At 64.0% G+C, this 25,060-nt stretch carries 22 protein-coding genes and 1 tRNA gene; 12 read left to right on the forward strand and 11 right to left on the reverse strand.

Annotation, left to right across the window (positions count from 1 at the left end; translation table 11 throughout):
- Window positions 1-22 precede the first annotated feature (22 nt).
- The 4 genes from PSEK12I1_RS23485 to PSEK12I1_RS0102580 all read left to right on the forward strand — a co-directional run bounded on the left by PSEK12I1_RS23485 (window position 23) and on the right by PSEK12I1_RS0102580 (window position 5,124).
- On the forward strand, window positions 23-1,381 hold the full coding sequence (locus PSEK12I1_RS23485; protein WP_044342509.1) for a TolC family outer membrane protein: 1,359 nt from the start codon (window positions 23-25) through the stop codon (window positions 1,379-1,381).
- A 171-nt stretch (window positions 1,382-1,552) separates the two neighbouring features.
- The gene (locus PSEK12I1_RS0102570) at window positions 1,553-2,539 is read left to right on the forward strand and encodes a glycosyltransferase family 2 protein (RefSeq protein ID WP_051399159.1); all 987 of its coding nucleotides are present in this window, start codon (window positions 1,553-1,555) and stop codon (window positions 2,537-2,539) included.
- A complete protein-coding gene (locus PSEK12I1_RS0102575) occupies window positions 2,536-2,949 on the forward strand; it encodes a GtrA family protein (RefSeq protein ID WP_081347952.1) in 414 nt (137 codons plus the stop codon). Before PSEK12I1_RS0102570 ends, PSEK12I1_RS0102575 begins: the two co-directional genes overlap by 4 nt.
- A 27-nt stretch (window positions 2,950-2,976) precedes the next feature.
- Window positions 2,977-5,124, forward strand: a complete 2,148-nt coding sequence (locus PSEK12I1_RS0102580) for a DUF6311 domain-containing protein (protein WP_051399158.1) — start codon at window positions 2,977-2,979, stop codon at window positions 5,122-5,124.
- A gap of 43 nt (window positions 5,125-5,167) precedes the next feature.
- Here PSEK12I1_RS0102580 and PSEK12I1_RS23490 read toward each other — a convergent pair whose 3' ends face one another.
- Window positions 5,168-7,165: a DUF4214 domain-containing protein gene (locus tag PSEK12I1_RS23490; RefSeq protein WP_051399157.1), complete on the reverse strand. Its 1,998-nt coding sequence runs from the start codon at window positions 7,163-7,165 to the stop codon at window positions 5,168-5,170.
- A 124-nt stretch (window positions 7,166-7,289) separates the two neighbouring features.
- A tRNA-Thr gene (locus PSEK12I1_RS0102590) sits at window positions 7,290-7,365 on the reverse strand.
- Window positions 7,366-7,482: 117 nt separating this feature from the next.
- Here PSEK12I1_RS0102590 and PSEK12I1_RS0102595 point away from each other — a divergent pair.
- Window positions 7,483-7,830 carry a hypothetical protein gene (locus tag PSEK12I1_RS0102595; protein ID WP_027597345.1) on the forward strand — a complete coding sequence of 116 codons (348 nt, stop codon included), beginning with the start codon at window positions 7,483-7,485 and terminating at the stop codon, window positions 7,828-7,830.
- Between the two features lie 152 nt (window positions 7,831-7,982).
- Here PSEK12I1_RS0102595 and betA read toward each other — a convergent pair whose 3' ends face one another.
- The 3 genes from betA to betI all read right to left on the reverse strand — a co-directional run bounded on the left by betA (window position 7,983) and on the right by betI (window position 12,132).
- Window positions 7,983-9,725, reverse strand: a complete 1,743-nt coding sequence (betA, locus tag PSEK12I1_RS0102600) for a choline dehydrogenase (RefSeq protein ID WP_027600605.1) — start codon at window positions 9,723-9,725, stop codon at window positions 7,983-7,985.
- A gap of 89 nt (window positions 9,726-9,814) precedes the next feature.
- On the reverse strand, window positions 9,815-11,287 hold the full coding sequence (gene betB, locus PSEK12I1_RS0102605) for a betaine-aldehyde dehydrogenase (RefSeq protein WP_027600606.1): 1,473 nt from the start codon (window positions 11,285-11,287) through the stop codon (window positions 9,815-9,817).
- A gap of 257 nt (window positions 11,288-11,544) precedes the next feature.
- Window positions 11,545-12,132 carry a transcriptional regulator BetI gene (gene betI, locus PSEK12I1_RS0102610; RefSeq protein ID WP_007159951.1) on the reverse strand — a complete coding sequence of 196 codons (588 nt, stop codon included), beginning with the start codon at window positions 12,130-12,132 and terminating at the stop codon, window positions 11,545-11,547.
- A 195-nt stretch (window positions 12,133-12,327) separates the two neighbouring features.
- On the opposite strand from betI, the gene PSEK12I1_RS0102615 reads away from it, so the two are divergent.
- Both PSEK12I1_RS0102615 and PSEK12I1_RS0102620 read left to right on the forward strand, forming a co-directional pair.
- Complete coding sequence (locus tag PSEK12I1_RS0102615) at window positions 12,328-12,738, forward strand: helix-turn-helix domain-containing protein (RefSeq protein ID WP_027597349.1); 411 nt, start codon at window positions 12,328-12,330, stop codon at window positions 12,736-12,738.
- Window positions 12,722-13,723 (forward strand): LLM class flavin-dependent oxidoreductase, encoded by a 1,002-nt coding sequence (locus PSEK12I1_RS0102620; RefSeq protein WP_007159949.1) that lies wholly within the window; start codon window positions 12,722-12,724, stop codon window positions 13,721-13,723. The genes PSEK12I1_RS0102615 and PSEK12I1_RS0102620 overlap by 17 nt, the downstream gene beginning before the upstream one ends.
- Window positions 13,724-14,066: 343 nt before the next feature.
- Here the strand turns inward: PSEK12I1_RS0102620 and nfsB are convergent, their stop codons facing one another.
- From nfsB to PSEK12I1_RS0102635, 3 genes are read right to left on the reverse strand one after another with little or no spacing between them, the layout of a single operon-like run.
- Window positions 14,067-14,714 (reverse strand): oxygen-insensitive NAD(P)H nitroreductase, encoded by a 648-nt coding sequence (gene nfsB, locus PSEK12I1_RS0102625; RefSeq protein ID WP_027600607.1) that lies wholly within the window; start codon window positions 14,712-14,714, stop codon window positions 14,067-14,069.
- Between the two features lie 18 nt (window positions 14,715-14,732).
- Entirely contained in the window at window positions 14,733-15,881 is a 1,149-nt protein-coding gene (locus tag PSEK12I1_RS0102630) for an L-dopachrome tautomerase-related protein (RefSeq protein WP_027600608.1), read from the reverse strand.
- Window positions 15,881-16,888 carry a zinc-binding alcohol dehydrogenase family protein gene (locus PSEK12I1_RS0102635; RefSeq protein ID WP_007159946.1) on the reverse strand — a complete coding sequence of 336 codons (1,008 nt, stop codon included), beginning with the start codon at window positions 16,886-16,888 and terminating at the stop codon, window positions 15,881-15,883. Before PSEK12I1_RS0102635 ends, PSEK12I1_RS0102630 begins: the two co-directional genes overlap by 1 nt.
- A gap of 105 nt (window positions 16,889-16,993) precedes the next feature.
- On the opposite strand from PSEK12I1_RS0102635, the gene PSEK12I1_RS0102640 reads away from it, so the two are divergent.
- Window positions 16,994-17,902: a LysR family transcriptional regulator gene (locus PSEK12I1_RS0102640; protein WP_027600609.1), complete on the forward strand. Its 909-nt coding sequence runs from the start codon at window positions 16,994-16,996 to the stop codon at window positions 17,900-17,902.
- 56 nt (window positions 17,903-17,958) lie between these two features.
- On the opposite strand, the gene PSEK12I1_RS0102645 is transcribed toward PSEK12I1_RS0102640, so the two are convergent.
- The 3 genes from PSEK12I1_RS0102645 to PSEK12I1_RS0102655 form a co-directional block, all read right to left on the reverse strand.
- On the reverse strand, window positions 17,959-18,984 hold the full coding sequence (locus tag PSEK12I1_RS0102645) for an alpha/beta hydrolase (RefSeq protein ID WP_027600610.1): 1,026 nt from the start codon (window positions 18,982-18,984) through the stop codon (window positions 17,959-17,961).
- A 68-nt stretch (window positions 18,985-19,052) separates the two neighbouring features.
- Entirely contained in the window at window positions 19,053-19,469 is a 417-nt protein-coding gene (locus PSEK12I1_RS0102650) for an organic hydroperoxide resistance protein (RefSeq protein WP_027597355.1), read from the reverse strand.
- A 145-nt stretch (window positions 19,470-19,614) separates the two neighbouring features.
- A complete protein-coding gene (locus tag PSEK12I1_RS0102655; protein WP_027597356.1) occupies window positions 19,615-20,049 on the reverse strand; it encodes a MarR family winged helix-turn-helix transcriptional regulator in 435 nt (144 codons plus the stop codon).
- An 88-nt stretch (window positions 20,050-20,137) separates the two neighbouring features.
- Between PSEK12I1_RS0102655 and PSEK12I1_RS0102660 the strand changes: the two genes are divergently transcribed.
- The 4 genes from PSEK12I1_RS0102660 to PSEK12I1_RS0102680 all read left to right on the forward strand — a co-directional run bounded on the left by PSEK12I1_RS0102660 (window position 20,138) and on the right by PSEK12I1_RS0102680 (window position 25,051).
- The gene (locus PSEK12I1_RS0102660) at window positions 20,138-21,658 is read left to right on the forward strand and encodes a sigma-54-dependent transcriptional regulator (RefSeq protein WP_027600611.1); all 1,521 of its coding nucleotides are present in this window, start codon (window positions 20,138-20,140) and stop codon (window positions 21,656-21,658) included.
- A gap of 89 nt (window positions 21,659-21,747) precedes the next feature.
- The gene (locus PSEK12I1_RS0102665; protein WP_051399156.1) at window positions 21,748-22,473 is read left to right on the forward strand and encodes an ABC transporter substrate-binding protein; all 726 of its coding nucleotides are present in this window, start codon (window positions 21,748-21,750) and stop codon (window positions 22,471-22,473) included.
- 5 nt (window positions 22,474-22,478) lie between these two features.
- Window positions 22,479-24,338, forward strand: a complete 1,860-nt coding sequence (locus PSEK12I1_RS24090; protein ID WP_177323728.1) for a diguanylate cyclase — start codon at window positions 22,479-22,481, stop codon at window positions 24,336-24,338.
- Window positions 24,335-25,051 (forward strand): ABC transporter substrate-binding protein, encoded by a 717-nt coding sequence (locus PSEK12I1_RS0102680; RefSeq protein WP_027600612.1) that lies wholly within the window; start codon window positions 24,335-24,337, stop codon window positions 25,049-25,051. The genes PSEK12I1_RS24090 and PSEK12I1_RS0102680 overlap by 4 nt, the downstream gene beginning before the upstream one ends.
- Window positions 25,052-25,060: the final 9 nt, after the last annotated feature.

Here is a 25,060-nt window from a genome sequence, read left to right on the forward strand (position 1 = left end):
GTTTCTTGCATTGGTGGCCGTGTTGGGCTGCTCTGGCTGGGTACAGGCACAGACGCCTGTCGCGCCTAGGTCACAGGATTACGTAGACCTCTGGAAGCTCTATCAGGACAGCGCAGTCTCGGATCCCCGTATTCGTGGCGCCGAGGCCCAGGTGAAGAATCTGGAGGGCCAGGAGCGCGCCGCCTTCGGCCAGGTGCTGCCGCAGTTGAGCGGCGGGGCTTCGACCAGTCGGGTTCGGCGCGAGGAGGGCATGCAGACTCTCAACTACAACGGCGAGAGCTACAACCTGACCCTGAGCCAGGCGCTCTACAACGCTGCCGCCTGGCGCGGCTTCAAGCGCTATGAGCAACTGACCGAGCAGTACCGTGCCCAATACGAGGATGCCAAGACCCAGTCGGCCGCAGACCTCGTCCAGCGCTATTTCGCCGCCTTGGCGGCTGAAGATACGCTCGAGCTGGTCACGGCCGAGCGCAAGGCGACGCAGCGCAACCTGGATCGTGCCCAGGCGCTGTTTGACAAGCAGATGAGCACCGTCACCGACGTCCTGCAGATCTCCGCCAAGGTGGACAGCCTGAAAACCCAGGAGATCGAAGCACGCAACCAGATCCAGGTGACCCGCGAGGCATTGGGCGAGCTGATCGGCCGTCCGGTCTATCAGCCGCTCAAACGCCTTAACGAAAAAGCCCAACTGGCCATGCCGCAAGGTGACGAAGAGCAGTGGGTGAATTCGGCAGTGGCGAACAACCCTGCACTGGAGGCCAAGCAGCGCGCCGTGGATGCCGCCAACTACGGTATCTCCGAGGCCAAGGCCGGTCATCTGCCGACCTTGAGTTTCAACCTGGGCGCGCAGCGCAGCGACTTCGCCTATGACAACGTCATCGCCTCCTCCGCGATCAACACCTACTCAGCCACCATCAGCGTGCAGATCCCGCTCTATAGCGGCGGCTCGACCAGCGCCCGTGTCGCCAGCTCCTATGGCTCGCGCGATGCCGCGGAGCAGGAGTACGAATCGATCCGTCGTCAGGTGGTGAAGGAAACGCGCACGGCCTACATGAAGAGCGCTGCAGACCTGGCCAAGATCGGTTCTTCGCGTAACGCCCTGGACTCGGCGATCAAGTCCCGCGCTGCCAGTGAGCGATCGCTCAGCCTGGGCGTGGCGACCGCCGTGGATGTGCTCAACGCGGTGCAGCAGGAATACAGCGCAAGACGGGATTATCTGCAGGCGCAATACGACTTCGTCACCAATCAGCTGGTGCTGTTGCGCTGGAGCGGCGGTTTCCGCGATACCGATATCCAGAAGATCAACGGTTGGCTGGCGGTACCTACGCCCGGTGAAGAGCGCAAGACTGGCGTCAAGGAAGGAGAGGTCGCCAAGGGATGAGCGGAAGGCAATAGGGTTTGCATCCGCGCCGCCCACCCCCTATCGTCTGCCCCCTACTGGGGGCAGACGCTTTTCTATCTGAAAGAATTGCCCTGATTGCAGTATTCACTACGAGGTAGACAGGTTCGCGGTGTTATCAGGCGAAGCCAGGTCTAGTCCAAAGGAGATAGGTTGAACAGCTATGACCTCGGGCCACGCGCCACGGACATTCCGGTGCTACTAACCCTCGTAATACCGGTATTCAATGAAACAGAAGCCATTCCTTTCTTCCTGGAGCGAGTAGGGGCCGTCTTCGCGACACAGGCTGGAATCGAGCTGGAGTTTCTGTTCATCAACGATGGCAGTACCGATGCGACCTTGCAGACGCTGTTGGAATGCCAGCGGCGTGAGCCGCGAATCCGAGTGCTGGATCTGAGCCGCAACTTCGGCAAGGAAGCGGCCATGACCGCCGGCCTCGAAGAAGCGCGCGGTCAGTTAGTAGTGCCGATTGACGTCGATCTCCAGGATCCACCCGAGGTGATCTTGGAGATGATTGCAAAGTGGCATGAAGGCTACGAGGTAGTGCTGGGGCGGCGTCTAAATCGAGATTCGGATTCCTGGGCCAAACGTGCCTCGGCCAACTGGTTCTACCGTCTGCACAACAAGATCGCCGATCCCCAATTGCCGGAGAATGTCGGCGATTTCCGCCTCATGGATCGCTGCGTGGTGGAGGCGCTCAAGGAACTCCCGGAGTCGCGCCGTTTCATGAAGGGGTTGTTCGCCTGGGTGGGCTTTCGCACCGCCTACGTGGACTATGCGCGCCCTGAGCGGGTCGCCGGTTCGACCAAATTCAACGGCTGGCGGCTGTGGAACTTCGCCTTGGAAGGCGTCACCAGCTTCAGCACTGATCCCCTGAGGGTCTGGACCTATCTGGGATCAGCAGTCTCCCTGGTGTCCTTCCTCTTCGCCATATCTATCGCCCTGAAAGTGTTGATCAAGGGTGTGGATGTGCCCGGTTATGCCTCCATCATCGTCTCGGTCACGTTCTTGGGCGGTCTGCAGCTCATGGGAATAGGCATTCTTGGCGAGTATCTGGGGCGAACCTATATCGAAGCCAAGCGCCGTCCGGTCTATGTGGTGCGCAAGAATTACACAGTGACCGATCGGGTCGAGTCATGATCACCAGGCTCAAGGCACTGCGCGAAGGCCGCGCCTTTGGTGAGCTGCTGGTAGCGAGTCGCTTTGGTTTGGTAGGACTCGCCGCCACAGCTGTGCACCTTGCCATTGTCACCCTGTTGATTCGAGCTGGCTTGGCGCCGTTGTTAGCCAATCTGCTGGCCTTCCTGTGTGCCTTCGGCGTGTCCTTCTGCGGGCATTACTTTTGGACTTTCCGCAGTTCAGCCGGCATCGCCAGTGCTGTCCTTCGTTTCTTCCTTATCGCGGTGGGTGGCTTTTTCATCAACAGTGCGCTGCTGGCGATGCTATTGCGCTGGACCACATTGGAAAATACCACCTGCGCGCTGATCGCCGTCCTGATCGTGCCCGTCTTGTCGTTTTTCGCTAGCAGGCTCTGGGGATTTAAGGCGTGAGTGCGGTTCTCTCTTTAGGAAATTAAGATGTCAGATTTGAAGCGCACGCGCGGAATCGCGGTTGGTAGGGATCTAGCTTGGGCGACCTTGCTTGGCGTACTCGCCTTCCTGGCAATACTCGGTCCCCGCGTACTTAACCCTGCGAACATTGGCTGGTTGCAGGCAGGCGACTTTGCCCAGTACTACTTGGGCTGGCGTTTTTTTGAGCAGGCACCTTGGAGCTTTCCAGTTGGCCTAAATCCTGGTTTTGGCCTCGAATTAGGTAATTCCATCGTCTACACCGACTCTACGCCACTGTTGGCGATTTTCTTCAAATTGCTTTCTCCTCTGCTGCCCGAGACTTTTCAGTACGCCGGAATCTGGTGGCTCTTCTGCTTCATATTGCAGGCCTTCTTCGCTTGGAAGATCATCGGTCTGTTTTCACGGAATCTGGCTATCCAGATTCCGGCCGTAATGTTATTTCTCTTTGCACCGCCGTTTCTCTGGCGCTTGCAATGTCACGTCAGTCTGACCGGACATTTTTTGGTTTTGGCAGGCATCTATCTTGTGCTTCGCCGCGACCAACGCCACCGTATTCTCTATTGGTGCTTACTGTTTGGAACCATCGCTCTGGTTCATGCCTATTTCTTCCCTATGGTTGGCGCGCTATGGGCGGCAGATTTAGGCTGGCGTACAGCGAAGCGTAATCAAACAATTCGCCTTGCGATTGTCGAGACAATAGCCGTAGCCCTGACTGTGCTTTTCTGCTGTTGGCAGGCCGGCTATTTCGCTGTACAGAATGGCTTGAGTGCAACCGGCTATGGTCAGCTCGGCCTTAATCTGCTTTCAATATTCGATTCTGCAGATACCTGGGCGCACAGTCCTACGTCGCGGTGGTCCTACGTATTGCAGGATTTTCCCGAGATTCCAGGTAACTATGAGGGCTTTAACTACCTCGGCTTGGGTACCATCGTGCTATTGATCATAGGTATACCTACGCTGGTGAGCGGCAAGGTGAGCCTGATTTCGGTGGTTCGTCGCAATCCGTTGCTAGTCCTAGCCGTGCTGGCACTTACGCTGTTCGCCATTACAAACAAGGTCGGTATTGGCTCCTATTCCTTTCAGTTTCCCATCGGAGCTCACCTAGAACGACTAGCCAACGTCTTTCGAGCTTCGGGAAGGATCTTCTGGCCCGTATACTACCTGATTATCACCGTGGGGCTCTATCTGCTGATAAGAGGCCACACTACTCGAGTTGCAGCAGTATTGCTTGTCGGCGTTGCAGTTATTCAAATGGCGGATATGAATCTTTTTCGCAAAGGTATGCATGAAAAGATGATGGAAACGCCACTACCTGCTTGGTCAACCCCGCTCAATAATCCCTTCTGGGATCAAGCCGCTGATCGTTATCAAAAGGTACGAAGCTTGGCGCCAATGAATCAGCACGATTCTTGGAGCGTCTTTGCGGAATATGCCATTCGCCATAATTTGGATACTGATATCGTGTACTTGGCTCGTATGGACCAGAGTGCGCTTGCAAGAGCTAAGTCTCAAGCGGCTGATAGCTTGGCTTTAGGTAACTATTCGAGCGATACGCTATACATTTTGGACGATAGCCAGGTCTACTTCGCTAAGCGCAATCTTCGTAGCGATGATCTCCTCGCTCGTGTTGATAACTTCTATGTGATAGCCCCGGGCTGGAAGAGTTGCAAAACGTGCCGGCTGGACGACCCAGAAGTAGTAGAAGTCTCAGAAAAAAACTTCGGCCTCCAATTGGGTCAAACGATTAAATTTGTAAAGGGTGCACCACTTTCAGCTTACTTGGCGAAAGGCTGGTCTGAGTTGGAGCCTTGGGGGGTCTGGTCAAATGGGCCGATTTCCGAGGTTGAAGTGGCCACTGCTACCCAACCCTCGCGCTTGATCCTGAAGCTCGATGCCTTTATATCCTCCGTAACCCCTGTCCAGCGCTTCAGTATCGAAGTCAACGGCCATCCTGCCGGAGATTTTGAAGTCGCAGATCGCTCAGATAACACGGTAATCGTGTCTGTGCCGACTCAGGCGCAAGGAGCTATTGCCGAAAATAACCTTATGAAGCTGACCATTAAATATAAAACCGCAATCGTGCCTAAAGCAGTCGGTATCAGTGGAGAGGACCGTATGCTCGCCCTCGGCTTACGAAGCCTAACTTTAGAATAGACATCTCAACTATGGGCCGGCCTGTCAGCTGCAGCGCCGGTCTTCAAGCCCAATCGGCCTGTCCCACCAACTGAATGAAGCCCGAGCTACCTTCGGTGAGCTGCTGGTTTTCCGGGGACTCGGTGAAATGCAGCATTACGTTGGCGCGGCTCATGCCGTGCTCGAGTTGCGTAGCCCAGTAGCTCAGGCCGCTGGCTTCGCCTTCCCGGCCTAGAACGGTGCGATAGAGCGTGTTGGTAAAACCAACATTGTCTTGGCTGCCATACCAGGTGGCAAACTCGGGCGAAGCAGTGAAGTTGCTGGCGATGTCGTCAAAGCTACGACCAAGAGCGTGCTGGTGCATCCAGTACTCGATGCCCTGATACTCCGGCACCCGATCGAAGGCGGTATAGAGGCGCGCGATCTGCGCCTCTTGCTGATCCAGTACGAAGATATCCCTATCTTGGAAACGCAGCACATTCACATCGTGAACTTCCAGCGCAACACTGCCGTTGTTAGCCGTCAGTACCAACGTACTAGGCGCTGTGGCGGTACGTCCATAATCCGCTACGGTTCCCTGCAGAGAAAGGACATCGTTTCCTTGGCCACCAAACACCCGCATGGTATGACCAGAGTCGGCAACCATCTCGCTTTGTAGGAGGCTGTCTCCGTAGCTGCTGCCGAAAGCGACACCTTTTTGGATGACCACATCCGCGTTCGTCCAGGCGACGTGGTCAACGATCTTGAGGTAGCCCGCCGAGCCTTCTGTGAGCTGCTGACTTTCAGGTGAGTTAGTGAAATGAGTCATGACGTCCAGGCGATTCATGCCCTGATCCATCAAGGTCGTCCAGTAATTCAGGCCATCGCCATCTCCTGCACGATCAAGCACACGCTCGTATAGCAAGGAAGCGAATTGGCTATTGGTACTGGTGCCATAGTGAGCGATGAATTCAGCAGAGTTGGCAAAGCTCCGACTGATATCGGTAAAGCTCATGCCATGGGCCTGCAGGTCGGTCCAATAGGCTAGCCCGGCAAGATCAGGCACCCGATCGAATACCGTATAAAGCCTTGCCAGCTGAGCTTGGTTTTCCGTCATGACAAAAACAGTCTTGTCAGAAAAGTCGAGCGCGTTGACGTCGTGCAGGTTCAGCGTCTGCCCACTAACGTTGTCCTTTACCTGCAATAGACTCGGATCATCGGTAGCCGTCGTTAGCTGATAAGACCAGGAAGAGCCGCGCATAATGAGCGCATCCGCTCCTCGATAGCCGTAGACCTGGGCGGTGCCTGTTGTGTCGTACGACAGCCGAGCCTGGATAAGAATATCGTCGGCATCACTGCCACTGGCAACGCCGAGACCGCTTAATCGATAGGTACTACTGGCATCCAGCAACCCATCGTTAGCGCTGCTCGCTTTGGATAGCCAGGCCGCATTGGCTCCGGTCAGGGCGGCATAGAGAGAGAAGGTGTTGGCGTTGTCTCCGGCGGACAGTACGCCACGGATGCTTGCAGTTGCCCCGGATCCCTCCAGCAACGGGCCCCCTGAAGCACCTGCGCCCAAGCCCGTATCCACAAAATAAAGCGGATAGTCGGCTACATAGGTGGCGGCTGCGGAGTCTTGCATCAAGCCGGTACCGCGCGCGGGATACCCTAGTACTGTGCCAGTTAGATCCGAGCCGGTAGTCGAGATACCCAGGATGCCGGTAGTCGCCCCGATGTTAGTGTCGAGGTTGATCAACGCCAAATCGTGCCCGACCTCTTCATAACTCGGAACATGATCGCCATTCTTGTCCCAGTTGCTGGAATAGCCGGACCAGCTACGGGCCGCATAGGTACCTAAAGGCGCGGAAAAAGAGGTGGAATTGATGTAGGCGCCTGGCGTAACTGTGACACTGACCGCCTGTCCGCCGTACCGATCGTCGTAGATCACATGGAGCGCTGTGAGGACGTCGTTATTGCCGACGACCGTTCCTGAGCCCCTGGTTACAGTGCCATCGGGAAAAATACTTTGGATGAACGCAATTTCACGATAGGGAGACGTGGAGCGATCATTGACAAGGAACATGGCGGGCCGCGGCGGTAGGTGATTTCCAGGTCATCATACAGACCCAGGTCTTGCCGCTACATGTTGCAGGCAGGCGTTCCATCCGCTAGACAAAACCGTCTGGCAGACAGGGATACAAAGAAGATGGTGCCGGCACCAGGAGTCGAACCCGGGACCTACTGATTACAAGTCAGTTGCTCTACCAGCTGAGCTATACCGGCAAGGGGACGCCATTATAGCCATGGGAAAGCCCTTGTAAACCAAGGATGTGCGGCGGTTAAGGCTGGCGTAAGCCAGCTGCGGCTAAAATGACGCAAAGAGCTTGCGAGGAGCCGCTGATGAGAACCAAAACCCTGGCCTTCCTGGCCGCTGCCCTGGCCGGTTGCACCAGCCAGGCGAATCTTGAACGCAATCCGCCCATGGAGCTGCGCACCGGCAAGAGTGCCGAGGACTATCGCACCTGCCTGGTGACCGGTCTGGAAAAGGACGGCCGCCATGTGCTGGTCCAGCCGCAGGGCAGCAGTGGGCAGCGGGTGCTGGTGGACAGCAAGGTGCCGGGCGCCACGGCAGCCATCATCGACATCGGCTCGGCATCGCGCGGTACGCGCATCCAGTTGCGCGAGCAGATGGCCAACAATCCGCTGCGGCCGCGGACCATTCTGACGGCGGTGAAGGATTGTCTGTGAGATGAGGGACTGGGCGGCCCTCACCCCCGCCCTCTCCCAGAGGGAGCGGGGGAAGAGCGGGCTGTCTTGCTGAGTCCCTTGCCAGGCGATTCGAAGAGCCAGATACAAGAAGGGCGCCCGCGGGCGCCCTTCTTGCTTTCGGCTGCCTGGGATCAGGCGGCCGGCTGGTTGCGGCGCTGCGGGACCGGCTCGGCGGCGCGCTGACCGTTGACGTCACGCAGCGGGGTACCCCTTACCGGCGCGCCGTTGGCGACGTAGTAGGCGGCGTTGCTGCGCGGCAGCGGGGCGCGACCGCGGATTTTGTCGGCGATCTTCTCGGCGATCATGATGGTCGGGGCGTTGAGGTTGCCCGTCGCGATAATCGGCATGATGGAGGCGTCCACCACGCGCAGGCCTTCCAGGCCGTGCACGCGACCGGCGCCGTCGACCACCGCCATGTCGTCGGTACCCATCTTGTTGGAGCAGGAAGGGTGATAGGCGGTCTCGGCGTGGGAGCGCACGAAGGCGTCCAGCTGGGCGTCGGTCACGCAGTCGCGGCCCGGGTTGATCTCTTCGCCACGATAGGGGTCCAGCGCCGGCTGCTGCATGATCTCGCGGGTCAGGCGGATGCCGTCGCGGAATTCGCGCCAGTCCTGCTCGGTGCTCATGTAGTTGAACAGGATGCTCGGATGCTGGCGCGGATCGCGCGAGGTCAGTTCGATGCGACCGCGGCTGGGCGAGCGCATGGAGCCGACGTGGGCCTGGAAGCCATGGGCCTCGATGGCATTGGTGCCATTGTAATTGATGGCGATCGGCAGGAAGTGGTACTGGATGTTGGGCCAGTCGAATTCTTCGCTGGAGCGGATGAAACCGCCCGCCTCGAAGTGGTTGCTGGCGCCCAGGCCGGTGCCCTTGAGCATCCATTCCAGGCCGATCTGCGGCTGGTTGTACCACTTCAGCGCCGGGTACAGCGAGACCGGCTGCTTGCACTCGTACTGCAGGTACATTTCCAGATGGTCCTGCAGATTCTGGCCGACGCCCGGCAGGTCGTGGACCAGCGGGATGTCGAAGCGCCGCAGCAGCGGCGCGGGGCCGACGCCGGAGCGCTGCAGGATCTGCGGCGAGGCGATGGCGCCGGCGCAGAGCAGGACTTCACGACGGGCGCGCACGGTGATGGCTTCCAGGGAATCGCCCTTCATGTAGGCGACGCCATTGGCGCGCTTGCCCTCGAAGAGGATGCGATCGGTGGTGGCGTGGGTGACGATGGTCAGGTTCGGGCGACCCTTGGCCTGATCCAGATAGCCACGCGCGGTGCTGGAGCGACGGCCATTCGGGGTGACGAAGCGGTCCATCGGGCCGAAGCCTTCCTGCTGATAGCCGTTGAGGTCTTCGGTGCGCGGATAGCCTGCCTGGACACCGGCTTCGACCATGGCTTCGAACAAGGGATTGGTATTCGGCTTGGCGGTGGTCACCGAGACCGGGCCGTCGCCGCCGTGCCAGTCGTTGGCACCGGCATCGCGCTTCTCGGCCTTGCGGAAGTAGGGCAGGCAGTCGAGGTAGGTCCAGTCTTCCAGGCCGTCGAGTTGCGCCCAGTTGTCATAGTCCAGGGCGTTGCCGCGGATGTAGCACATGCCGTTGATCAGCGAGGAGCCGCCCAGGCCCTTGCCGCGACCGCATTCCATCCGGCGGTTGTCCATGTGCGGCTCGGGCTCGGTCTGGTAGGCCCAGTTGTACTGCTTGCCCTGCAGCGGATAGGCCAGGGCGGCCGGCATCTGGGTGCGGAAGTCCAGGCGGTAGTCGGGCCCGCCGGCTTCCAGCAGCAGGACGGTGACGTCCTTGTCTTCGGTCAGCCGGGTGGCCAGGACGTTGCCGGCCGAACCAGCGCCTATGACGATGTAATCGAATTCGTGTGCCATGAAGATTCTCCTCCTGACGGCGGGTGGGGTCTGGCCCCAGCCCCGGGCCCTCTCCAGCGGAGAGGGGAGAAAAGCGCTACTGAAGCGGCTTAGAAGATCGAGGCGTAGTCGCCCAGCTCGACCTGCACCGACTTGATGCGGGTGTAGTGGCCGAGGGTGGTGAGGCCGTTTTCGCGACCGACGCCGGAATGCTTGTAGCCACCCACCGGCATCTCGGCGGGGGATTCGCCCCAGGTGTTGATCCAGCAGATGCCGGCTTCCAGGCGATGGATCAGGCGGTGGGCACGGGCCAGGTCACGGGTGACCACGCCGGCCGCCAGGCCGTACTCGGTGTCGTTGGCGCGGCGCACCACCTCGTCTTCGTCGGCATAGGCCAGGATGCTCATGACCGGGCCGAAGATTTCTTCGCGGGCGATGGCCATGTCGTCACGGCAATCGGTGAAGACGGTGGGGGCGACGAAGTTGCCCTTGGCCAGTTCGCCCTGGGTGACGCGCTCGCCACCAATGAGCAGGCGGGCGCCTTCGGCCTGGCCCTGGGCGATGTAGCCCAGCACCTTTTCCATGTGCGGGGTGCTGACCAGCGGCCCGAAGTTGGTCTCGGCGGCTAGGGGATCGCCCAGCTTGATGCGCTTGACCCGCTCCACCACCTTGGCCTCGAAGTCGGCCTTGAGCGCCTGGGGTACGAAGACGCGGGTGCCGTTGGTGCAGACCTGGCCGGAACTGAAGAAGTTGGCCATGACGGCGATATCGGCGGCGCGTTCCAGGTCGGCGTCATCGCAGACGATCAGCGGCGACTTGCCGCCCAGCTCCATGGTGACTTCCTTGAGGGTCGAGCCGGCGGCGCTGGCCATGACCTTCTTGCCGGTGGCGACGCCGCCGGTAAAGGAGATCTTCTCGATGCCGGGATGCTCGGTCAGGGCCACGCCGACCTCCGGGCCGACGCCATTGACCACGTTGAAGACGCCATCGGGCAGACCGGCCTCGGTGTAGATCTCGGCCAGCTTCAGCGCGGTCAGCGGGGTGACTTCGCTGGGCTTGAAGATCATGGCGTTGCCGGCGGCCAGGGCCGGGGCGGATTTCCACAGGGCGATCTGGATCGGGTAGTTCCAGGCGCCGATGCCAGCAACCACGCCCAGCGGCTCGCGGCGGGTGTAGACGAAGGAGGTCTCGCGCAGCGGGATCTGCTCGCCTTCCAGGGCAGGCACGAGGCCCGCGTAGTACTCGAGCACGTCGGCGCCGGTGACGATGTCGACGGCCTGGGTCTCGGACAGGGCCTTGCCGGTGTCCAGGGTTTCCAGCAGCGCCAGCTCGTCGTTGCGCTCGCGGAGGATGTCCACGGCCTTGCGCAGGATGCGCGAGCGCTGCATGGCGGTCATCGCGGCCCAGACCTTCTGGCCGGCGGCGGCGGCGGCCACCGCCTTGTCCACGTCGGCGCGGCTGGCGCTCTGCACCGTGGCGAGCACCTCGCCGGTGGCGGGATTCAGGGTTTCGAAGGTGGCACCACCGGTGGCGGCGACATAACGGCCACCGATGTACAGCTGCTGTTCGGCGAAACGGGCCATGGACGTTCTCCCAATCTGGGCGGGCGCCGTGGCACCCGCAAGGAACACAGGGGGCGCGAAAGAAAGGTCTCTCTGCGCCAGCGATGAATCCAGTCTACTTAATTTTTATTGAACGTTCAATCAATGAAAAATTCACAGGCGTGACGAAACGGGGCGATGGGCGGCCCAGAGCGGTTCTGTCGAAGCGGGGAGGGAGCGGGAAACGCGGGAGGAGAGCCCCGCGCCGAGTGGGCGGGGCGGGGCGGCGAAAGAGGGGGTCAGGCCTTGGCCAGCTGCAGGTCCAGGTAGTCGTAGGCGATTTGCAGGGCCTGCTGGGTGTTGAAGGTGTCGCCGGAGAGGGCGCCGCGCAGCCAGAGGCCGTCGATGATAGCGGCCAGGCCCTTGGCCGAGGCGCGGGCCTGCTCATGGGGCAGGAGGCGGCGGAATTGCCAGCAGAGGTTCGAATAGAGGCGCAGGTCGTTGATGCGTTGCAGCCGGCGCAGATTGGGCTGGTGCATGCTGGTGGCCCAGAAGGCCAGCCAGGTCTTCATGGCCGGGCCGCTGACCTGGGTATCGTCGAAGTTGCCCTGGATGATGGCGCGCAGGTTGGCGGCTGGGTCGTCACCGGGCAGGGCAGCGCGGCGTTCGCGCACGGCCTGGCGCAGCGCATTCATCAGATGCCGCATGGTGGCTTCGAGCAGGCCGTTCTTGTCCTGGAAGTAGTGGCTGATGATGCCGTTGGAAACGCCGGCCTTGCGGGCGATGAAGGCGATACTGGCGTCGCCCATGCCGACTTCGTCGACGGCTTCGAGGGTCGCGGCAATGAGCTGCGAACGGCGGATGGGCTGCATCCCGACCTTGGGCACGAGGCATCTCCTGGACAGAGCGGAAGGAGCCTCGGAGGGTAACTATTTTTTATTGAACGTTCAATCAATAAAAACGGTCACGACCTTCTGGATTGTGCCCTGGCCCAGGCGGCAATACCAGTCCTGACGGGTGGTTACTTTTAATAACCGCCCGAAAGGCGTAGGCTGGAAGCCAGTTCTGCTTCGAGGATCGCCATGGACGCCGTGGTCAGTCGTATCTCCAGCCGTCGCCGCCTGCATGCCCACGCCTGTCCGATCAGGGACGTGCTGGACCGGATCGGCGATGCCTGGTCCCTGCTCACGCTCTTTACCCTGGAACCCGGTCCGCTGCGCTTCAACGAATTGCGCCGGCGGGTCGACGGCATTTCCCAGCGCATGCTCAGCGTGACCCTGCGCCAGCTGGAGCGCGACGGCCTGGTGTCCCGCACGGTGACGCCGAGCAAGCCGCCCCAGGTGGAATACGCCCTCACCGAACTGGGCCAGAGCCTGATGGTGCCGGTGGGCGCCCTGGCCGCCTGGGCCTCCGCGAAGCAGCCTCTCATTCAGCGCCACAGGGCGGCCTACGATCAGGTCGCCGAGGAGTTCTCTGATGACCCGTCTCGCTAAGACCGCCCTGTCGGTCCTCGACCTCGCTCCTATCCGTGACGATGGCGATGCCGCCCAGGCGTTGCACAACGCCCTGGATCTGGCGCGCCACGTCGAGCAACTCGGCTTTTCCCGCTACTGGGTCGCCGAGCACCACAACATGGACGGCATCGCCAGTTCGGCGACCGCCGTGCTACTGGGCTATCTGGCCGCTGGCACCAGCACCCTGCGCCTGGGTTCGGGCGGTATCATGCTGCCCAACCATGCGCCGCTGGTGGTGGCCGAGCAGTTCGGCACCCTGGCCTCGCTGTATCCGGGCCGCATCGAGCTCGGCCTGGGTCGCGCACCGGGCTCGGATCAGCGCACCGCCTATGCCCTGCGCCGTGATCGCCTGGGCAGCTCCGACGACTTCCCGCGGGATGTGGAAGAGCTGCAGCACTACTTCGGGCCGCAGCAGCCGGGGCAGGGCGTGATCGCCATGCCGGGTGCGGGCACCGAGGTGCCGATCTGGCTCCTGGGTTCGAGCCTGTTCAGCGCCCAGCTGGCGGCGGCCAAGGGCCTGCCCTATGCCTTCGCCTCGCACTTCGCGCCGCGCTACGTGCACGAGGCCATCCGCCTCTATCGCGAGAACTTCAAGCCGTCCAAGGTGCTCGATCGCCCCTATGTGATGCTCGGGGTACCGCTGGTGGCGGCCGACAGCGACGACGAAGCCAATTACCTGGCCACCACCGTCTACCAGCGCATCCTCGCCCTGTTCCGCGGCGACAGCCTGCGCCTGCAACCGCCGGTGCGCAGCATGGAGGGGGTCTGGTTGCCCCACGAGAAGGAGTCGGTGTCGAGTTTCCTCGGCATGGCGGTGATCGGTGGCCCGGACAAGGTCCGCGAGCGCCTGGAGCTGCTGCTGGAGAAGACCGATGCCGACGAGCTGATCTTTACCTGCGACGTCTACGAGCAGGCGGATCGCCTGCGCGCCTTCTCGATCCTGGCGGATCTGAAGGGCGGTTGATGGGGATAAGGTAGCGTTGGGCCTCGTTGGGCTCGGCGTAACCCGGATTTATCGCGGCCATGGCGGTCCGCCGATGCGGCCGCTCCTACGAAAGCATGAAAAGCATCGTCCCTCTAGGAGCGGTCGCTACGGCGCACCGGCATGGCCGCGAATAAAAGCCGACCGTCTCGCGACGGTCGGCTTTTTTATGGGTGCTGCGGAGGATGCTGCTGTTGGGCTTCGCTGCGCTCAACCCAACCTACGCCTGCGTAGCGTGGAAAACCGCGCCAGCGTTTTCCACTGGCGGCTACCGGTTCGTACTGTGGATAAGGCTGCGCCGTTATCCACGCTACGCAGGTCTGCATTACAGGAAGGTGAAGACCTGCTCGCGGGTCAGGCGGGACTTGGGCAGGGCGGCGTTGAAGTCGCTTTCGCCGCGATAGCCCAGGCCGACCACCACCAGGGCGGTGTAGCCCTGCTCGCGCAGGCCCAGTTCCTGGTCCAGGCTGTTGGCGTCGAAGCCTTCCATGGGGGTGGCGTCGATGCCGAGGGCGGCGGCGCCCAGCAGCAGGGTGCCCAGGGCCAGGTAGGTCTGCTTCTCCATCCAGTGCTGCACGTCCTTGCGCTCATGACGATGCAGGTCGACGAAGTGACGGCGGGTGCCGTCCTGGGTGGCGCGCGCCTCGGGCTTGGCGAAGCGGCCGTCCTGGGCTTCCTGCTCCAGCACCTGGGCCAGGTGGCCTTCGGTCATTTCCAGGCGGGTGCACAGCACAATGACGTGGGACGCCGGCAGCACCTTGGGTTCGTTGTAGGGACTCTGCATGCCCTGGGCGATGCGCGCCTTGGCCTCGGCGCTGGCGGCGACCACGAAGTGCCAGGGCTGGGAGTTGACCGAGGAGGGCGCCTGGCGCAGCAGCTCCAGCAATTCCTCGACCTGTTCGGCCGGGATGCTGCGGGAGCCGTCGAAGGCCTTGGTGGTGTAACGGGTGCGGGCGATCTGGGACAGCTGCATGGATAACTCCTGATCGGATCAGTGGGTAGGGGCCGGCTGGGCGTCGATCTTGACGCGGAACAGGCTGTAGGGCTTCTGGCGCAGGTCCTGGCCACCGTGGAACTGGGCCTGGCGATGGAGCTGGTTGGCGGTGAAATAGAGGTAGCCGTCCGGACCGATGCTGAAGGTGTCGGGCCAGAGCACACGGGGATCGTGGACCAGGGTCTTCCAGCTGCCGTCGGCCTGGCGCTGGCGCACGGCGTTGTGCTCGTAGTCGCCGGCATAGACGCGACCCTGGGCATCGGCTTCGAGGCCGTCGGAGGCACCCTTCTCGCCGAGATCCTGCACCCCGGCGCGCACCTGAGCCTCGCTCGCCTCGGGATCACGCAGCAGGGCGGTGGGCACGGCATAGAGGTGGCGGCTGGACAGCGGGCTGAAGTAGAGGGTGCCGCCGTCCGGCGACAGGGCGATGCCGTCGCTGGCGATGGCCGGTCGGACCTTGCTGCCATCGGGGCGCTGCATCAGCAACGGTTCGCCTTCCACCACCGGGGCGAAGCTGGGGTCGACGTTGGCCTGGGGCGCGCCGGTCAGGCGACGCTGGGCCTGGCCGGTGGCGAGGTCGAGGATGATCAGGCCACCGGGAGGCGCCGAGTCGGTGACATAGGCCACTCCGGCGCGACCGACGCGAAAGTCGAAGCGCACGTCGTTGACGTAGCTGTTGGGTTCGAGCACCGCGGCCGGGAAGACCAGGGTCCTGGCGACCTTGTTGGTCTTGAGGTCGATGGCCACCAGCTTGGCGCCGCCGGCCTTGGGCGCCGCGAAGCCCGGCGCGGCGGTGTCCAGCACCCAGAGGTGTCCGCGACCATCGGCCACCACGCTCTGCACGCTGATGAAGCCCTTGCCCGGCTGGCCGGGGGTCTCGACGTTGAGCGCGGCGTCCGGGTAGGGCACGGCCTTGCCGTCCTTGAGTTCGGCCACGGTAAAGGGCACCGCGTCGCCCCAGCGCGGGTAGTTGACGAAGATCCGCCCGGTCTCGCTGACGGTGACGCCGGTGGGCATGGCGTCCTGGAAGGCGAACACCGGCTCCAGCTGGCCGAGGGTGCGCTCCTGGGGCAGGGCCGCCGCCTGGGCCGTCAGGCTACCCACGGCCAGGGCGACGGCGAGGGTCAGGGCACTCAAGCGAGGCATCAGAACCCCTCCAGCACGAGCTTGCCGCGCGCCTGATGGCTTTCCAGCTGGGCATGGGCGCGGCGCAGGTTGGCGGCATCGATCCGGCCCAGGTGTTCGCCGAGGGTGGTCTTGAGGGTGCCCTGGTCGATCAGTCCGGCGACGCGTTCGAGGATCTCGTGCTGGCGCACCTTGTCCGGGGTCTGGAACAGCGAGCGGGTAAACATCAGTTCCCAGTGCAGCGACAGCGACTTGGCCTTCATCGGCACCACGTCGAGTTGCGCCGGATCGTCGATCACGCCCAGGCGACCCTGGGGCCGCAGGACATCCACCAGCTGAGTGAAGTGCTCATCGGTGTGGGTGAGGCTGGCCACCAGGGTCACGCCATCCAGACCCAGGGCTTCGAGCTGGGGCCGCAGCGGCTGGTGGTGGTCGATGACGTGGTGGGCGCCGAGGGTGCGCACCCAGTCCTGGGTTTCCTGGCGCGAGGCGGTACCTATCACCGTCAGCTCGGTGAGTTGGCGGGCCAGCTGCACCAGCACGGAGCCGACGCCGCCTGCCGCGCCCATCACCAGCAGCTGCTGGCCGGCGCCGCCGCCTTCGGTCGCGCCGAGACGGTCGAACAGCAGTTCCCAGGCGGTGATGGCGGTCAGCGGCAGGGCCGCGGCCTGGGCATGATCCAGGCGCTTGGGCTTGTGCCCGGCCAGGTGTTCGTCGACCAGGTGCAGTTCGCTGTTGCAACCGGGGCGGAACAGCTCGCCGGCGTAGTAGACCTCGTCACCCACGGCGAAGCGGCTGACGGCGCTGCCCACGGCGCGGACCACGCCGGAGACGTCCCAGCCCAGTACCTTGGACTCGCGCTGCACCAGGCCCTGGCGCACCTTGGTATCGACCGGATTGACCGACACGGCGCGGACTTCCACCAGGAGGTCATGGGCCTCGGGCGTGGGGTCGGGCAGCACCGCGTCCTGCAGGGCACGGGGATCGCTGGCGGGCAGGGTGGTGTCGCCGTGGACGATGGCTTTCATGGGCGGGTTCCTTTGTACGATAAGAAGACGTGAGCCCATGGTCGTCTTCATGCTCGGCCGGAAAAAGCGGCAGAATCGGATAGCACCTTCACTGCAGGAGTGAAAATGATCCGCTTCGACGACCTCGGCCTCTTCGTGCGCTCCGCCGCCCTCGGCAGCTTTTCCCGCGCCGCCCGCGAGGCAGACCTCCTGCCGGGGCAGGTGAGCGCCGCCATCGGCCGGCTGGAGCGCGAACTGGGCATCCGCCTGTTCGCCCGCTCGACCCGTAGCCTGCGCCTGACCGCCGAGGGCGAGGCCTATCTGCCCTATGCCCGCGAGGTGCTGGAGACCTTGCGCGAAGGGCGCGAGCGGTTGCAGGGGGAGAGTCCGGAATTGCGTGGGGTGCTGCAGGTGGCGGCGCCTTCGGACCTGGGGCGCAATCTCCTGCTGCCCTGGCTGGCCGAGTTTCGTCAGCGCCATCCCGGCCTGACCCTCAGGCTCTACGTCTCGGACCAGCAGGCCGACGTCTATCGCGATCCGGTGGACATCGCCATCCGCTACGGCCGCAGCCAGGACGACAGCCTGGTGGCCCTGCCGCTGGCCCCGGACAATCGCCGGCTGCTGGCGGCGGCGCCGGCCTATCTGGCCCGCCAGGGCGCGCCGCGCAGCCTGGACGACCTGTCCAGGCACGCCTGCCTGCTCTACCAGCTGCATGGGCGCACCTATGACAAGTGGAGCTTTCCACAGGCCGACGGTGGCCTGCGCCAGGTAGCCGTCAGCGGACCCCTGCAAAGCGACGATGCCGAGGTGGTGCGGCGCTGGGCGGTGGCCGGGGAGGGCATCGTCTACAAGTCCTGGCTGGACATGCGCGACGACCTGCAGCGCGGTCGGCTGGTGCGGCTGCTGCCCGAGCAGCCCGGCGAGCCGTTGCCGCTGCAGCTGTTCTGCCCGCATCGGCGGCAATTCTCGCCGGCGGTGCGGCAGCTGCACGGCTGGCTGGCGGAACGCTTCGCGGCCCTGGGCGAGCAGCCTTGAAACGCAAAGGGGATGGCGCCGCGAACGGAGCCACCCCCTTGGGTACCGCGCCTGCCTTACTGCAGGTGCTGCTTGAGCAACTGGCCGGCCTGGGTCAGCGCAGCCTGGACCTCGGGTACCTTGGCCAGGGCGTTGAGCAGGCCGTAGTCGTGGATCATGCCGTTGTAGCGCACCTGGACGACATCGACGCCGGCGGCGTTGAGCTTGCGGGCATAGGCCTCGCCCTCGTCTCGCAGCACGTCGTTCTCGGCGGTCTGTACCAGCGCCGGCGGCAGACCCTTGAGCTGGGCCTCGCTGGCCCGCAACGGCGAGGCGTAGATATTGGCGCGCTCGGTCTCGCTGGTGGTGTAGTTGTCCCAGAACCACTTCATCATGTTGCGGGTCAGGAAGCGGCCCTCGGCATAGGTCTGGTAGGAGCCGTTGTCGAAGCTCGCATCGGTCACCGGCCAGAACAGCACCTGGTAGCGCAGCTTGGGCGTGCCCTTGTCCTTGGCCATCAGGCTGACCACCGCGGCCATGTTGCCGCCGACGCTGTTGCCGGCCACCGCCAGGCGACTGCCGTCGACATCGATGTCCTTGCCGTGCTCGGCCACCCACTGGGTCGCGGCATAGGCCTGGTTGATGGCCACCGGGAAGTGGGCTTCCGGACTCGGGGTGTAGTTGACGAACACCGCCGTGGCGCCGGAGGCCACCACCAGGTCACGCACCAGGCGCTGGTGGGTGGGGAAGTCGCCCAGCACCCAGCCGCCGCCGTGGAAGAACATGAAGGCCGGTGTCTGCCCCTTGGCGTTGGCCGGGCGGACGATGGTCAGCTGCAGCGGCTTGCCGTCGACCTGGATGGTCTTTTCACGGGTCTTGACCCCCGAGAGATCGACCTTGACGCCGGACTGGGCGCCGGCCAGCACCGCGCGGGCGTCCTTGGGGCTCAGGGTTTCCAGGGGTTTGCCACCGCTGCCGTTCAGGGCATCGACGAAGCCCTGGGTGGTGCGCTCCAGATGCGGATCGGGCTGGGGCGCGGCGAAGGCGCTGCCCAGGGCCAGGCTGAGCGCGGAAAGGCCAAGCAGGCGAGAGACGGTACGCATGACAGATGACTCCTCGAACGGGAAGGACCGGGCGCCTCGGCGGAGGCGCCAGGGTAATACCGCGACCTTTAGGCCAGGGTCAGGCGCACGTCCACGTTGCCGCGGGTGGCGTTGGAGTAGGGGCAGACCTGGTGGGCCTTCTCGACCAGGTCTTCGGCCACGGCACGCTCCAGGCCCGGCAGGCTGATGACCAGCTCGACGTCCAGGGCGAAGCCGGTGGGGATCGGGCCGATGCCGACCTGGGCGGTCACGCTGACGTCCGCCGGCACGGCGATCTTTTCCTTGGCGCCGACGAACTTGAGCGCGCCGATGAAGCAGGCCGAATAGCCGGCGGCGAAGAGTTGCTCGGGATTGGTGCCGGCACCGCCGGCGCCGCCGAGCTCCTTGGGCGTGGACAGCTGCACGTCCAGGACCTTGTCGCTGCTGATGGAACGGCCGTCGCGGCCACCGGTGCTGGTTGCGGAAGCGGTATAGAGGATGTTCATGGCGTGCTCCTGTTTAGGTATCGCGATAACTGATTGTTCGGACGTTGACCGAAGGAATCGTCCGGGTACGGATTTAAGTTATCGCGATATTCGTTATCGCGCAAATATATTTTCAGAAGCAGCCGACCAGCGGCAGCGAAGGGGGCTAACGCTCCAGCTTGGCTCTCAGGGTCATCAGGTTTTCGCGCAGGGCATTCATCTGGGCATCGCCCAGCGCGCAATAGCTGCTGATGGTGCCGTTGATCTCCCGGGCCCGCTCGCGCAGGGCGCGGCCAGACTCGGTGAGTTCGATGGACAGGTTGCGCTCGTCCTCGGCATTGCGCTGTCGGGTCACGTAGCCCTCGGCTTCCAGGCGCTTGAGCACCGGGGTCAGGGCGCCGGAGTCCTGGTGCAGCCGGCGCGCCAGCTCCTTGAGCGGCAGCCGATCGTTTTCCCACAGCACCAGCATCATCAGGTACTGCGGATAGGTCAGGCCCACCTCTTCGAGCAGCGGCTTGTACACCTTGGTCATGGCCAGCGAGGTGGAGTACAGGGCGAAGCACAGCTGCTGATCGAGAAGAAGGGGGTCTTTGTTGTTCATCGCGTTCCCGCCTGGGTAAATGAGAAATGATTCTACCCCGAGCATTTGGGTAGCATTAGTCCTTTCGCTCTCAGACCCCAGGGTTTCCATGCGTATCCATGTGTCGTTCATCGATCGTGTCGGCATCACCCAGGAAGTCCTGGCGCTGCTCGGTGCCCGCAATCTCAACCTGGACGCCGTGGAGATGGTGCCGCCCAACGTCTACATCGATGCGCCGACCCTGAGCGCGACGGTGCTGGAGGAGTTGCGCGCCGCCCTGCTGACCGTGGTGGGGGTGGAGGCGGTGCGGGTGGTGGATATCCTGCCCGGCCAGCGCCGCTCCCTGCAGCTCGACGCCCTGCTCGCCGCCATGGCCGATCCAGTGCTGGCGGTGGACGGCGAGGGCCGCATCCTGCTGGCCAATCCGGCCTTTGCCGCCCTGGCCGGGGAAGGCGCCGGCAACACCCTGGCCGAACTCTTCAATGACGGCGAATTGTCCGCCGAACTGCTGGACCAGGGCTTTCGTTTGCCCCTGCGCGAGGTGGTGCTGCGCGGCCAGGCACTGCTGCTGGACGCCACCCCCATCGGCGAACCGGTGGGCGGCCTGGCCGGTGGCCTGCTGACCCTCTACGCCCCCAGCCGTATCGGTGGCCGCCTCTCGGCGCTGCGCCACGACACCCCCGAGGGGTTCGATTCGCTGCTCGGCGACTGCGCCGCCATCCGCACCCTCAAGGCCCGCGCCCAGCGCCTGGCCGCCCTGGAGGCGCCGCTGCTGATCCTCGGCGAGACCGGCACCGGCAAGGAACTGGTGGCGCGCGCCTGCCATGCGGCCAGTGCGCGGCGCGAGGCGCCCTTTCTGGCGCTGAACTGCGCGGCTCTGCCGGAAAGCCTCGCCGAGAGCGAATTGTTCGGCTATGCCCCGGGCGCCTTTACCGGCGCCCAGCGCGGCGGCAAGCCGGGCCTGCTGGAACTGGCCGACCAGGGCACGGTGTTTCTCGACGAAGTCGGCGAGATGTCGCCCTATCTGCAGGCCAAGCTGCTGAGATTTCTCTCCGATGGCACCTTCCGCCGCGTTGGCGGAGCCCAGGAAACCCAGGTCAATGTGCGCATCCTCGCCGCCACCCATCGCGACCTGCAGGCCATGGTCGCCGCCGGCACCTTTCGCGAAGACCTCTTCTATCGCCTCAATGTGCTCAGCCTGCAGGTGCCGGCACTGCGCGAGCGGGGCCAGGACATCCTGCTGCTGGCACGGCACTTCCTGCAGCAGGCCTGCGCCCAGATCGGCCGACCGCCGTGCCGCCTGGCGCCGGCCACCTATGGCGTGCTGCTGGGCAACGCCTGGCCGGGCAACGTGCGGCAATTGCAGAACATCCTCTTTCGCGCCGCCGCCATCAGCGAGAGTGGCCAGATCGACGTCGACGACCTCGACCTGGCCGGCACGGCGGTGGCGGGGCAGGCCGAGACCGAGGTCAGCACCCTGGAGGCCGCCGTCCAGGGCTACGAGGCGGCGCTGCTGGAACGACTCTATCCGCAGTACCCGTCCAGCCGCCAGCTGGCCGCGCGGTTGCAGACGTCCCACTCGGCCATTGCCATGCGCCTGCGCCGTTATGGTATCCCCCGGCGAGACTAGCCCCGCCGCTTCAAGTTTCGTCACGGCAGCCCGATAACGTCAGACGACATCACGCTCGGACGGGGGGGGGCTTCGTGACGAGCAGCTTCTTGCATTGGCTGGTTCTCGGTCTGGTGCTGGTGTGCACGGGCGTCCGTGCCGGCGCACTGCAACTGGTGACCGAGGACTATCCGCCGTTCAGCGTGGTCCAGCCGGATGGCCGGGTGACCGGCTTTTCCGTCGAGTTGGTGCGGCTGCTGTTGGCCCGGGCCGAGCTTGCGGCCGAGCCGCAGGTCATGCCGTGGGCGCGGGCCTTCGCCCAGGCCCAGGGCCGGCCCGATGTCCTCGTCTTTTCCATGGCGCGTCTGCCCGAGCGCGAGGCGCTGTTCGAGTGGGTGGTGCCCCTGACCGAGACCACCCTCTGCCTGTTCAGCTGGCGGGACCGCGTGCGTCCCTTGGCCAGCCTGCAGGCGGCCCGCGGCCTGCAAATCGCTACGGTCAACGGCGATGCGGGAGAGCGCATCCTGCTGGAGCAGGGCTTCACCGTCGGACGGGAGCTGCAATCCGGCACGCATTACAGCCTCAACCTGGAGAAACTCAAAGCCGGTCGGGTCGACCTGTGGATCGCCAACCGCGCCGTGGCCGATCACCTCGCTCGCCAGGCCGGCTACGATCCTCAGGGCGATCTGCGGCAGGCCTACTGCGCCGCCCCCTATCCGCTGTATCTGGCGGCCAGCCTGGGCACCGCTCCCGAGGTGATGGCACGGCTGCGGGCGGCCTTCGTGACGTTGCAACAGGACGGTACGCTGGCCGAACTCCAGCGGCGCTGGCTATGAGGGGCGTGCTGAAACGCCGCTCGCTCGGTAACCGCCTGGCCTTGCTGACGGTGGCGTTCTGTCTGCTGTTTTCCGCGGCCACGGCAGGGCTGCGCACCTGGAATATCTGGGAACAGAATCGCCTGGGTATGGATACCGAGCTGCAATTGCTGGAGCAGGTGTACCAGTCGACCCTGACCAAGGCCATCTGGGAACTGGACAAGCCCGCGGTGCAGGCGCAACTGGACGGGGCGTCGCGCATCGCCTCGGTCGGCCGTATCGAGCTGCGGCTGACCGGCCACGGCCAGGAGTCCGACGTCCAATCCCGTCAGCAGGCCGACTGGGCGCCCTCGAGCCTGGCGCCGAGTCGAAGCTCCACGCTGGTCTACAGTCCCTATCCGGGCGGTCACGAGGTGCTCGGCGAACTCCTCATCCAAGGCAATGAAGCCCTGCTCTGGCGTGAATTGCGCGACAGCGTGGCGAGTACCCTGCTGACCCAACTGGCACTCGCCCTGCTGCTCGCCGGCCTGGTCAGCCTGGCCTTCAATCGGCTGGTGACCCTGCATGTCCGTCGGATCGCCCGCCACCTGTCCCGGCTGACGGCCGCCACCCTCGCCGAGCCCCTTCGACTGCGGCGGCCCACCCGCCAGGACGAGCTGGATCTGCTGGTGAGTGGCATCAATACCCTGCAGGGCAACCTGGCGGGCTACCTGGCCCAACAGCATCGCCACGAAGAAGAGCTCGCCGCGCATCGCGATCTCCTGGCGGAGCGAGTTCGCGAGCGCACGGCAGAGCTCGAGGCCTTGGCGACGGCGCAGCAAACCATCTTGAGGCTGTCCAACCAACTGATCCATGCGCCTTACGCGGACTTCGACCGGCATTGCCAACTCTGTCTACAGGAGGTCGCACAACGCTTGCGCGCGCGTCAGGCCTTCTGGTTCAAGCGTGACACCCGGGATGCGCCCTATCGCCTTTACCAGGGCTGGTTCCGCGACGCCGAGCCGTTGGCCGCCGGTCTGACACTGCCGCCGCCATGCGCCCAGGTGCTGGAAGCCCTGCTGGAACCCGAGGTCCCCCGTACCTTCGCGACGCGCGAGGCGCTCGTGGCCGCCTTCGGTGACGCGGCGGAGCCGCTGTTGGCACTAGGTAACGAAGCCCTGGCGCTGGTCCATCTGCGGATCGCCGAGGACGAAGACGGTTTGCTGCTCTTCGGCTGCAATCTGGGCGGCGAGTGGCGCACCGATGAACGCGCCCTCATCAACATGACCACCCAACTGCTCTTGCATGCCTCCCATCACCAGTTGCAATTGCGCGACCTGCTGACGTCCCAGGAGGCGTTGCGCAGCGCCAACGCGCGGCTGGAGCAACTGTCGCGCAGCGATCCGCTCACCGGGCTGCCCAATAGGCGCTGTTTCGACGAGGCCGAGGAGGTGGAGTTTCGCCGCGCGCGACGCTCCGGGGAGCCCCTCGCGCTGCTGCTCTGCGATGTCGACTTTTTCAAGCGCTACAACGATACCTATGGGCATGCCCAGGGCGATGTCTGTCTGCAGCAGGTAGCGACCGCCATGCAGCAGGTCGTCACGCGCCCAGGCGACCTGGTGGCGCGGATCGGCGGCGAAGAGTTCGCGGTTCTGCTGCCCGCGACCGATCTGGCGGGCGCGGGGGCGATGGCCGAGCGCTTGCGCCGGGCCGTCGCCGCGCTGGAAATCACCCATGCCGGCTCGGAGGCTGCTGGCCACGTCACCCTGAGCATCGGCTATGCCACCCTGAGTACCGATATGCACGATTTCGCCAGCCTGCTGCGCCAGGCCGACCAGGCGCTCTACCGCGCGAAAAGCTTGGGGCGCCATCGCAGCTGTCATCTGCCTGAGGAGCCGCTGCCATGAAGCGTCATCTGTTGTTGGCCCTGCTGGCCTTGCTGGGGCCGGGCGTGGAGGCCGCCACGGTGCGCGCCGTGACGGAAGAGACGTCCTTGAGCTGGAGCGTGGACGGTCGGGTGGGTGGGCCGGCGACCTCGGTGGTGGAGCGTACCCTGGCCCTGGCGGGTATCACCGACTACCGCCTGGAACTCTATCCCTGGGCTCGCGCCTATGATCTGGCCCTGCGCGAGCCAGGGGTGCTGATCTATCTGATCGCCCGCACGCCGGCACGCGAGACCCAATTCCAGTGGGTCGGGGAGGTCATGCGCCTGCGGTACTACTTCTATCGGCTGGCGAATCGCGACGACGTGCGTATCGAGCGTCTCGACGACGCCCGCGCCTATCGGCTGGGCGTGATGCGCGACGATGTGCGCCACCAGTATTTGCAGTCGCTCGGCTTCCAGCTGCTGGTGGTGTCAGGCCAGCAAAAGGACAACTTCAGTCGCTTGCTCAATGGTCAGGTGGATGCCGTGCTGCTGCCGGAGCAGGATGCCATTCGCTTCTGCCAGGACGCGGCTAGCGCCTTTCCGGGATTGCGCCGCCTCGCCGCCCTGGAGGATCTCGATACCCCGCTGTACATGGCGTTCAGCCCGACCACGCCGGCGCCGCTGGTAGCCCGGCTGCGCACGGCGTTCGCGCAGCTCAAGGCCAGTGGCGAGGTCGCTCGGCTGCTGGAATAGCCGAGCGAC

Source organism: Pseudomonas sp. MOIL14HWK12:I1, from assembly GCF_000510705.1.
GTDB classification, from domain to species: Bacteria; Pseudomonadota; Gammaproteobacteria; order Pseudomonadales; family Pseudomonadaceae; genus Chryseomonas; species Chryseomonas oryzihabitans.